A 7,185-nucleotide genomic window follows, 5' to 3' on the forward strand; every position below is an offset into this window, starting at 1 on the left:
CTTCCACTAAATTTATCATCTAAACATTATCTTCAAAGAACTTCTTAACTTCTAACCGCTAATCTAAAGGTCGCATCTATACCCGATTGAATAACTTCAGGAATAAATCGATGAGATGTTCAAAGGTTACTTTTTTCCCAAAGAGATCATTTTGCAAGCGGTGAATTTCAAATTAAGATTTCGCCTGAGCTATCGAGATGTGGAGGAGCTATTATCCATTAGAGGTGTTGTAGTAGACCATGCTACAGTTCAAAGATGGGTGTTTAAATTTACTCCACTCATCCAAGGAACATTCAGGCAGAGAAAGAAAGCTGTAGGAAACTCTTGGAGAATGGATGAAACCTATATCAAAGTGAAAGGCGAGTGGATGTATCTGTACCGGGCTGTAGATAAGGAGGGAAAACAGTAGATTTCCTGCTCACTAAGAGGAGAAATAAATATGCTGCCTACAAGTTTTTGCTGAAAGCAATAAACAACAATGATTGTCCTAAAGTGATTAACATTGATCAAAGTGGTGCTAATAAAGAAGCCATCAGAACCTACAACCAAAGATCCTTAAAAAAAATCAAGGTCAGGCAATGTAAGTATCTAAACAATAGTGTAGAAGCAGATCATAAATTCATCAAATGGCGAACGCAGTACATGTTGGGATTTAAGAGTTTTGAATCTGCATCACGAACACTAACAGGTATTGAAATGGTGAGAATGATCAAGAAAGGACAAATAGTTTCTCTTATGGCAACTTCCTACAAGACATTTTGTTCTCTTGCAGCATAGATCATTGCTTCAAAATTCCATTTTCTTTCTTTATTTCAACAGATGCGACAAAGCCCTTACAGCCAACCATACATAAAACCTTCAGACAAAAAAAATAGAAAAATTTGTGTAGCTATTTGACTACACATATATTTGTAGTCAAATAGCTACACAATGAACTTGAGACGAGACGTATTTCAAGCCATAGCAGACCCGACAAGAAGGGCTATACTTATGTTGGTTGCTTCGCAATCCATGACTGCCGGAGCCATAGCCTCAAACTTTGACACAGCAAGACCGACCGTTTCAAAACACCTGCAAATACTCACCGAGTGCGAATTGCTTAAACAAGAGCAAAACGGCAGAGAAATATACTATCACTTAAATCCGAAAAAGATGAAAGAAATAGCAGACTTTATTGAACCATTCCGCAAAATGTGGGATGACAGGTTTAATAAATTAGAAACCATAATGAAAAAATACAAGCCAGAAAAATAGAATAATATGGAACAGAAAACAAAAATCAATGCCGAAGACGGCAAACAAGAATTAGTGATTACAAGGGAATTTGATTTGCCATTGGAATTACTTTTTAAAGCACATGTAGAGCCCGACATTATTGAGCAATGGATGTCCACCCCACATTCACCAACGAAAGTGCTGAAACTTGAAAGTAAAAAGCATGGCAGTTATCAATTTGAAACAATCGATGCTAAAGGAAACAAATACGGGTTCAATGGGGTTATCCATGAGTTTATCCCGAACCGGAAAATCACACGGACATTTGAAATGGAGAATACACCTTTTGGCGTTCAGCTTGAGTTCTATGAATTTGAAAAACTTACTGACGATACCAGCAAACTTAATATGCACGTGATATATGAATCGGTTTCGCACAGAGACCAGGTGCTAAAGTTACCATTTGCTCAGGGAATAAATATGGCACATAACCGAATTCAAGAAATTGTAAGCAAATTAAAATAATACATTATGACAAAGAGAAACAAAATTATTTATTGGATTGCCACTCTATGGTTGGCATTAGGAATGACTGTTACAGGAGCAGGGCAGTTAATCAAAATGAAAGAAGGACAAGGCGGTGAAGATATGATTGTACATTTGGGCTATCCTGTCTATCTACTAACAATACTCGGTGTCTTGAAGCTTTTAGGAGTTGCGGCAGTGTTGATTCCAAAATTTCCTTTAGCAAAGGAATGGGCCTATGCAGGTTTTATCTTTATCATGACGGGTGCGATATTTTCGCATATCGCAATCGGTGATCCTATGAGTTCATTATTTCCATCGTTGTTATTGTTATCGCTCATTATAGTCTCATGGTACTTCAGACCTGCTGACAGAAAAATAATTTCAGTTAATCAATAAAGCGAGTGCCATAGACTCACTTATTTAGGAGTGTCAGCTAAAAAAATCCTACGATGACCATCAAATCAATTTAATAAATGACGCTATGAGTAAAGTATTTTTTGACAGCGGCATTTCTCTTGACGGTTTTTTAGCTGGAGACAATCGTGGGCCTAAAAATCCGCTTTGAGACAACGGAGTGAAAATTCACAGCTGGATGTATAAGCAAAAAGCCTTTTGGAAAAACATCAATCTGGAAGGGGGTGAAGAATACGGCGAGGACAGCAACCTTATTGACGAAGTATTTTCAAGGACGGGAGCCTACATAATGGGAAAAAGAATGTTTGAGGAAGGAGAAGTCAACTGGCCTGAAGACTTGTACAAGGCAGATGTATTTGTGCTGACACACGAAAAAAGAATACCCTGGGTGCAGAGGGGAATCACAGTATTTTATTTCACAGACGAAAAAATAGAGGCTGTACTTGAAAAGGCAAAAGAATCAGCAAAAGGCAAAGACATAAGAATACAAGGCGGAGCAAATACCATTCAACAATTTCTCAATGCAGGACTGATTGATGAATTCACCATTCACATAGTTCCTATCATTTTAGGCAGCGGCATTCGCCTGCTTGATAACATTGATAGGAATAAATATGAAATTGAGATAAGTGAAGTTATTCCGTCAACATTGACAACGCATTTGAAATATAAGCTGACAAGAAAATAAAGATGTCAGAAAATAATAGTTCTGTTGATATGATTAATAAAAATACACGACAATGCAAACCTATTCCAAATATCAGCATGTTTCGTTACTGATACTGCGCTTGATTACTGCAGCCATATTCTATGTTGCGGCCTATTTCAAGTTTCCTTTTTGGTCTCATGCGCCTGAAGGTGTTTCGTCTTTTTATTATTTACAACCAGGCTTCTTTCTATCGCTGAACCGCTGGGGGCTACAGCCGTTCTGCTTGGATTTTTAACCCGATTGGCTGCAGTTGGACTTAGCATCATCCTTCTTGGAGCAATTTATGTTACGCAGTTTGTGTTTGGTATTGGGTTTGTAACGCCAACGGCACCGGGATGGAACATGCCATTAGCCGTACTTGGCGGATGCATTATTCTTATTGCCTTTGGAGCAGGTGACTGGTCAATTGATAACAGAAAAAAACTGAATGATAAATGAAAGACTTTAGCTTTTTAGTAAGAGTGCCTGTTACCTATTCACCCGAACAGGTAAAAGCAGCAAACGTCAAATGGAATGCATTGATAGAACAATGGAAACAGGATGGCATTTATATTACCAGCTTCCCTTTTCCGGCAGAGGGTTATGTTATTTCCAGTTCAAATCAAGCTGAAAAAAAATCTGTCTTTTCAGATAACCTTCGTGTAGTTAGCAATATTTTTCTTCGTGCAGACAGCATGGAAGATGCTGTTGAACTGGCAAAGCAATTCCCTGTTCTTGAATATGGAGGAACTGTGGAAGTAAGGGAAATACAGGTGCGACCTCAGACATAGGCTTCTTTATATTTACCTGGCCAAAGTGTAAGGACAATGACAACAAACACAACAGTATGGACCACCCAGAAAGTAGCAGCACCGATGAGATAAACCGGCCTGCATGAAAAGGTCAGTGTACTGGTGGTGCTAAGTACCTGGAATTTCCTCATCATAAATTAAAAGCAGTATGAACACTGTCTCGTCCTAAAATAAGTTTACAGGTTTTTAGATAATCCTGTTATAGGTTTACAAGGTATAGTTTTTTTGTTTATTGTCTCACGTCTGATGTTTCACGTTCTGCAGCCTTTCTCTCAACAGGGGTCTTTAAAAGTCTTATCTTAAAAGAAAAAAATGATAGCACGCATCTGGCATGGGTATACTTCAAAGGAGAATGCTGATTTCTATGAAACCCTGTTACGCAAAGACGTTCTTCCGGGCATAGGAAGATTACTGATCTTAATGCCGTCATTGCTTTTGCAGGTGAAGACTATACCAGGGCGGTTATTCATCCGGAAGCGGGAAAGCTGCTCAGCCACTTTGATGTGCGCTCGGCACATTATGAGCTGGTAGACAATTTGGTGGCACCCGATTTTGCGGCGCTAACCCAACAAAAGCAATGATTCCAAGCCTTGCCTAACAGTGCGTAGAACACGCACCTGGGCGGAGATGCCCTTCCGCCAATCCCAATGTGCCAAAATCCCTAAATCAGCAATTCCCTCTACTGCTTACGCTAATTTTCCCATCCGGGTGGAAAGTTTATTCTCCCAACGCCTGTATCAAGACATCCGCGGTTTCACTCCCGCTAAAATTTTGCTGTCCGGTTATGAGAAATCCATCCCGGATGGCAAAACCTCTCCATAAGCCTGCCTGTATATAATTAGCCCCGATCGCTTTCAGTTCATCTTCAATACGCCAAGGCATCACGTGTTTATCTTTGGGCAGGAGGTTCATGCTCCAGACGGACTCATCCGAATAATCTTCTTCGATATTGGCAAAGCCGGTGACTGTCTTTCCTTTTGCCAGATATTCGCCGCTTGATAAGCGGGCGTATTTTAAAATGGCGACGCCATGACAAAGAGCGACCACAAATTTTCCAGCTTCATAGAATTCCACAAATTTCTGAATGGTGTCTGCGGCTTTTTCCAGTAAAAACATAGGACCTTGTCCGCCGACTACCACCAAGGCGTCAAATTCTGTTACATCAATATCCTTTGCGGGTTTTGTATCGTCTACCTTTTTCATAAACGCGGGGTCATGAATATAACCACGGCTGATCACATCTTCTGGCTGCCATTGTGAAGGGTCTTCAGGATTGCTCAGGGCATCCGCCTCACATTTGCCGCCGAAATAGGAAAAGATTTCTGCTTCGTGTCCTTTTTCGGTAAGCTTGAAATAGGGATGCGTCAGTTCGCTCCACCAAAACCCTACGGGCCAGCCCCCCGTAGTGGAGGTGCCAGGATTGGAAATAACGATCGCCACTTTTTTGGCGTTGGCCGTGTTCAGGTTTTTATGACTCATGATTTAATTTTTTAGAGCAGATTTATTTGTTGGCCAATAGGCGCACCGGTCAAAATCGCTCAATGTCGATAACCACCACAGGAATAATCAGGTTCTTCAGCTCTATCTCATCGACCGATTTTTGATTTTCAATGAAATGGTTAGGCGCATCAATGTGCGTGCCCAAATGCTCATGAATTCTCCAGAAGTTGGCCTCTACGCCATTGGCTTTTAGCGTGGCCATCGGAATGAGCTCGAAAGGATAGGTTAAATCCCTTTCTGGGATAAAAGGGAACTCAGGCGTTAAAGTATGGGTCAGGTCTACCATATGGTCGATCCGCAGCACCCGGCTGCCTGCTTCGGGTGATTTGCCAGCACCACTGCACTGAATAATGAGTGCGACGGCAAAAATGAATGGTAGTATGTTCAACTTATTTTTCATTGGGAATATAGGGCCCGCCGGTTTCGCCCCAGCCCCATTTAGGCATTGGCGTATGGGCCTCCATTGGATTTTTGGGTAATTGAGAATTGATCACAGCTATCCGAGTGCCCCATTCTATATATCCTACAAATGCGGATCGGAACTCAGGATCATCTTTTAGTCCGATTTCATCAGCAGCCTGCAGTAACAGTTGTATCCATCTTTGCCTTTTTTCTTCTGTAAGCATCTTGCCAATATGCTTGCTGATCATCATAGCATGGCTTCCCTTGTCGGCAGTGGAATAGACTTTAGGGCCTCCAAAAACTTCTGCCACAAAATGGGAAACGCGCTGGACGTGCTCAGAAGGCATATTTTTAAAGAGGGGCGACAACAAATCATCATTAAGCACTTTCTGATAGAAGGCGGTAAATAGTTTTTCAAAAACTTCCTGTCCTCCCATCCATTCAAAAAGGGTAGGAGTGACCTTTTTTGTTAGTGGCTGATCCATGGCGTATAAAATTGTTGAAGCGGTTAGTTTGGTTGGGTAGAATTTTGAGTTTACCTGTTTATAGATTCACGGGGCTTTCTGCTCTTTTCTATTAACTCTCTGACTCCTTTGACTTCTATCAATACGAAGCTGTTTGTTAGTGGGAGGTAATCATAGTGCGGGTAAAAGGGAGCACTACCGGGAATGATAGTCTATGCTCCAATTGGCCTGTCCTTACCGGCTCTCAATAGATGCACAATTTACAGAATTTTTCCTTTACCTGCAGAAGCCTTGGAAGGCGGATTTCCGTCTAACATCTTTCCTTCTTGTAGCTCGCCGCTTTATTTAACAAATACACTTTGCGAAGTACTTTGTTATTCTACATTTCTGTAGCGAGGAGGGGACACCCTAATCAAGTAGTATTTAAACAAGATATTTGCCGAATAAAAGTTTTATGACAATGACAACAAACAAAACCGCACTGACAACTCGGGAAGTTGCAGTACGATTCAATGAACTTGCCCAGCAAGAGAAGTGGTTTGAAATCCAGGACGAACTTTTTGCAGATCATGTAAGGAGCATAGAACCTCCAAATTCTCCCTATTTTAAGTATGCGGAAGGCAAAACTGCTGTTCGCAAAAAAGGTGAGGAATGGGGGAAACGGGTAGAGGCAGTTCATAGAATTTATACAACCCAGCCCGTTGTAGGTGGCAATTATTTTGCGGTAGGAAGGGAGGTGGATATTACTGTTGATGGATTGGGAAGAATACAAATCAATCAGGTGATGCTGTATGAAGTGAAAGAAGGTCAGATTGTATTAGAGCAATTCTTTTATTAAAAAATGTTTTCTCAATTGCCTAGCCCGAGCTTCCTGGACACACCCTAATTTGTAGAACACTGTGTCCAATTTTAGACGCCAGGACAAAAGGCGAACGCACTACATTCGTCTTGCTGGTGTGCTGGCAAACGCCCGCCCGAATGTACTGTTCGGTACGGGCGGGGAATAACAATCGGCAGTTGTACCACTATCAGCTATTATCAGGCTTGATCGAATTGTATTTGGCTTTTAATTGTTAACTTCATCAGTAAATCAACGAGCAAGTGCATATTGTTGACCGGATGGGATGTAAATAGTTTTGCTTTCTGATCTACTTATCATGAA

13 protein-coding genes and 1 pseudogene are annotated in these 7,185 nt (G+C 41.1%); 9 read left to right on the forward strand and 5 right to left on the reverse strand.

Annotated features, from left to right (window positions below; all coding sequences use genetic code 11):
• The first annotated feature begins 115 nt into the window (after positions 1-115).
• The 8 genes and pseudogenes from OCK74_RS27580 to OCK74_RS27610 all read left to right on the forward strand — a co-directional run bounded on the left by OCK74_RS27580 (position 116) and on the right by OCK74_RS27610 (position 3,636).
• Positions 116-777, forward strand: a pseudogene (locus OCK74_RS27580) (IS6 family transposase).
• 153 nt (positions 778-930) lie between these two features.
• On the forward strand, positions 931-1,254 hold the full coding sequence (locus tag OCK74_RS27585) for an ArsR/SmtB family transcription factor (protein WP_279300350.1): 324 nt from the start codon (positions 931-933) through the stop codon (positions 1,252-1,254).
• 6 nt (positions 1,255-1,260) lie between these two features.
• Positions 1,261-1,740, forward strand: a complete 480-nt coding sequence (locus tag OCK74_RS27590; protein WP_279300351.1) for an SRPBCC domain-containing protein — start codon at positions 1,261-1,263, stop codon at positions 1,738-1,740.
• Between the two features lie 6 nt (positions 1,741-1,746).
• Positions 1,747-2,139: a DoxX family protein gene (locus OCK74_RS27595; RefSeq protein ID WP_279300352.1), complete on the forward strand. Its 393-nt coding sequence runs from the start codon at positions 1,747-1,749 to the stop codon at positions 2,137-2,139.
• 196 nt (positions 2,140-2,335) lie between these two features.
• On the forward strand, positions 2,336-2,845 hold the full coding sequence (locus OCK74_RS27600; protein WP_279300353.1) for a dihydrofolate reductase family protein: 510 nt from the start codon (positions 2,336-2,338) through the stop codon (positions 2,843-2,845).
• Positions 2,846-2,897: 52 nt separating this feature from the next.
• Positions 2,898-3,101 (forward strand): hypothetical protein, encoded by a 204-nt coding sequence (locus OCK74_RS27605; protein WP_279300354.1) that lies wholly within the window; start codon positions 2,898-2,900, stop codon positions 3,099-3,101.
• Positions 3,086-3,304: a DoxX family protein gene (locus OCK74_RS28060; RefSeq protein ID WP_423803185.1), complete on the forward strand. Its 219-nt coding sequence runs from the start codon at positions 3,086-3,088 to the stop codon at positions 3,302-3,304. Before OCK74_RS27605 ends, OCK74_RS28060 begins: the two co-directional genes overlap by 16 nt.
• On the forward strand, positions 3,301-3,636 hold the full coding sequence (locus OCK74_RS27610; RefSeq protein ID WP_279300355.1) for a YciI family protein: 336 nt from the start codon (positions 3,301-3,303) through the stop codon (positions 3,634-3,636). Before OCK74_RS28060 ends, OCK74_RS27610 begins: the two co-directional genes overlap by 4 nt.
• On the opposite strand, the gene OCK74_RS27615 is transcribed toward OCK74_RS27610, so the two are convergent.
• The 5 genes from OCK74_RS27615 to OCK74_RS27635 all read right to left on the reverse strand — a co-directional run bounded on the left by OCK74_RS27615 (position 3,627) and on the right by OCK74_RS27635 (position 6,044).
• On the reverse strand, positions 3,627-3,791 hold the full coding sequence (locus OCK74_RS27615) for a hypothetical protein (protein ID WP_279300356.1): 165 nt from the start codon (positions 3,789-3,791) through the stop codon (positions 3,627-3,629). The genes OCK74_RS27610 and OCK74_RS27615 overlap by 10 nt on opposite strands.
• Positions 3,792-4,019: 228 nt before the next feature.
• Positions 4,020-4,175 carry a hypothetical protein gene (locus tag OCK74_RS27620; protein ID WP_279300357.1) on the reverse strand — a complete coding sequence of 52 codons (156 nt, stop codon included), beginning with the start codon at positions 4,173-4,175 and terminating at the stop codon, positions 4,020-4,022.
• Between the two features lie 199 nt (positions 4,176-4,374).
• Positions 4,375-5,136, reverse strand: coding sequence for a type 1 glutamine amidotransferase domain-containing protein (locus OCK74_RS27625; protein ID WP_279300358.1), 762 nt, complete (start codon positions 5,134-5,136; stop codon positions 4,375-4,377).
• A 49-nt stretch (positions 5,137-5,185) separates the two neighbouring features.
• The gene (locus OCK74_RS27630; RefSeq protein ID WP_279300359.1) at positions 5,186-5,557 is read right to left on the reverse strand and encodes a cyclase family protein; all 372 of its coding nucleotides are present in this window, start codon (positions 5,555-5,557) and stop codon (positions 5,186-5,188) included.
• The gene (locus tag OCK74_RS27635; RefSeq protein ID WP_279300360.1) at positions 5,547-6,044 is read right to left on the reverse strand and encodes a group II truncated hemoglobin; all 498 of its coding nucleotides are present in this window, start codon (positions 6,042-6,044) and stop codon (positions 5,547-5,549) included. The genes OCK74_RS27630 and OCK74_RS27635 overlap by 11 nt, the downstream gene beginning before the upstream one ends.
• Before the next feature lie 439 nt (positions 6,045-6,483).
• Here OCK74_RS27635 and OCK74_RS27640 point away from each other — a divergent pair, with 439 nt between their 5' ends.
• Positions 6,484-6,861 carry a SnoaL-like domain-containing protein gene (locus OCK74_RS27640; RefSeq protein ID WP_279300361.1) on the forward strand — a complete coding sequence of 126 codons (378 nt, stop codon included), beginning with the start codon at positions 6,484-6,486 and terminating at the stop codon, positions 6,859-6,861.
• Positions 6,862-7,185 lie beyond the last annotated feature (324 nt).

The organism is Paraflavisolibacter caeni, from assembly GCF_025628885.1.
Taxonomy (GTDB): domain Bacteria; phylum Bacteroidota; class Bacteroidia; order Chitinophagales; family Chitinophagaceae; genus Flavisolibacter; species Flavisolibacter caeni.

Excerpts from the sequence above, each read along its gene's own strand:
- OCK74_RS27640 (WP_279300361.1), top strand. The coding sequence starts at position 6,484 with ATGACAACAAACAAAACCGCACTGACAACTCGGGAAGTTGCAGTACGA.
- OCK74_RS27605 (WP_279300354.1), top strand. The coding sequence starts at position 2,898 with ATGCAAACCTATTCCAAATATCAGCATGTTTCGTTACTGATACTGCGC.
- OCK74_RS27615 (WP_279300356.1), bottom strand. The coding sequence starts at position 3,791 with ATGATGAGGAAATTCCAGGTACTTAGCACCACCAGTACACTGACCTTT.
- OCK74_RS27625 (WP_279300358.1), bottom strand. The coding sequence starts at position 5,136 with ATGAGTCATAAAAACCTGAACACGGCCAACGCCAAAAAAGTGGCGATC.
- OCK74_RS27595 (WP_279300352.1), top strand. The coding sequence starts at position 1,747 with ATGACAAAGAGAAACAAAATTATTTATTGGATTGCCACTCTATGGTTG.
- OCK74_RS27635 (WP_279300360.1), bottom strand. The coding sequence starts at position 6,044 with ATGGATCAGCCACTAACAAAAAAGGTCACTCCTACCCTTTTTGAATGG.
- OCK74_RS27585 (WP_279300350.1), top strand. The coding sequence starts at position 931 with ATGAACTTGAGACGAGACGTATTTCAAGCCATAGCAGACCCGACAAGA.
- OCK74_RS27610 (WP_279300355.1), top strand. The coding sequence starts at position 3,301 with ATGAAAGACTTTAGCTTTTTAGTAAGAGTGCCTGTTACCTATTCACCC.
- OCK74_RS27620 (WP_279300357.1), bottom strand. The coding sequence starts at position 4,175 with ATGTGCCGAGCGCACATCAAAGTGGCTGAGCAGCTTTCCCGCTTCCGG.
- OCK74_RS27630 (WP_279300359.1), bottom strand. The coding sequence starts at position 5,557 with ATGAAAAATAAGTTGAACATACTACCATTCATTTTTGCCGTCGCACTC.
- OCK74_RS27600 (WP_279300353.1), top strand. The coding sequence starts at position 2,336 with ATGTATAAGCAAAAAGCCTTTTGGAAAAACATCAATCTGGAAGGGGGT.
- OCK74_RS27590 (WP_279300351.1), top strand. The coding sequence starts at position 1,261 with ATGGAACAGAAAACAAAAATCAATGCCGAAGACGGCAAACAAGAATTA.